The following is a 951-nucleotide window of genomic DNA, read 5'->3' as shown; positions in this document are numbered from 1 at the left end:
ACGAACGCATTGAAATTTCGTGCCCCAACACCTGCGCAATCCCTTTGGAAATCGCCAAGCCTAATCCCAAGCCTTGATCGGAGCGTACTTGCGTTCCGCGATTAAACTCTTCGAAGATTTCCTGCTGTTTTTCTTCCTCGATGCCCATGCCGTTATCCCACACATCAATGCGCACACGCCCTTGAACTCGGCGCACTCCCAGCGCAACTTTACCATTTGGGCTGTAACGGAAGGCATTGGTGAGGAAATTCTGCACCACACGACGCAGTAATTTAGGGTCCGATTTCACCATTAGAGAAGATGGGATCATAGTGAACTCGATCCCCTGTTGTTTGGCCAATGCGCTAAATTCCGCATTGAGGTTCGCCAGAACATCGTTGACCGCGAAGCCATGAACATTGACTTCCAACTTACCCGATTCCAAACGCGAAATATCCAGCAAATCTCCGATCAAATCTTCCGCCGCGCCTAACGCACTTTCGATGTGTGCCGACAACTTGCGGGTTTCGCTGTCTTTGGCTACTTCAGAAAGTGAAGACGCAAACAAACGAGCGGCATTGAGCGGCTGCATCAAGTCGTGACTCACGGCCGCTAAAAAACGTGATTTCGATTTCGATTCCAAATCCGAACGCTGCGTCGCTGCCACCAACTGCTTGTTGAGTTGCTCCAACTCTCTAGTGCGCGCGCGCACTCGTTCTTCTAACGTTTCATTGGCGTCTTTCAGTGCTTGCTCGGCATCGCGGAATACGGTGATGTCCGTAAAGCTCATTACAAAACCACCGCCGGGCATCGGGTTACCCTGCACTTCGATCACTCGTCCATCAGGGCGCACACGGGAAGAGGTATGTCGCGTGCCTTGCTCAAGGTGATACACGCGGCGGCGTACGTGGTCTTCTGGATCGCCGGGGCCACATAAACCTTGCTCAGCATTGTGGCGAATCACATCAGCAA

At 52.3% G+C, this 951-nt stretch carries 1 protein-coding gene; it reads right to left on the bottom strand.

Annotated features, from left to right (window positions below; translation table 11 throughout):
- The coding region (locus R7Z50_RS25295) for a PAS-domain containing protein (protein WP_318149459.1) at positions 1–951 on the bottom strand (951 nt) is incomplete at both ends.

The sequence above is a fragment of the Vibrio sp. 1249-1 genome, from assembly GCF_033340495.1.
This window is presented reverse-complemented; position numbering and strand designations above follow the sequence as displayed.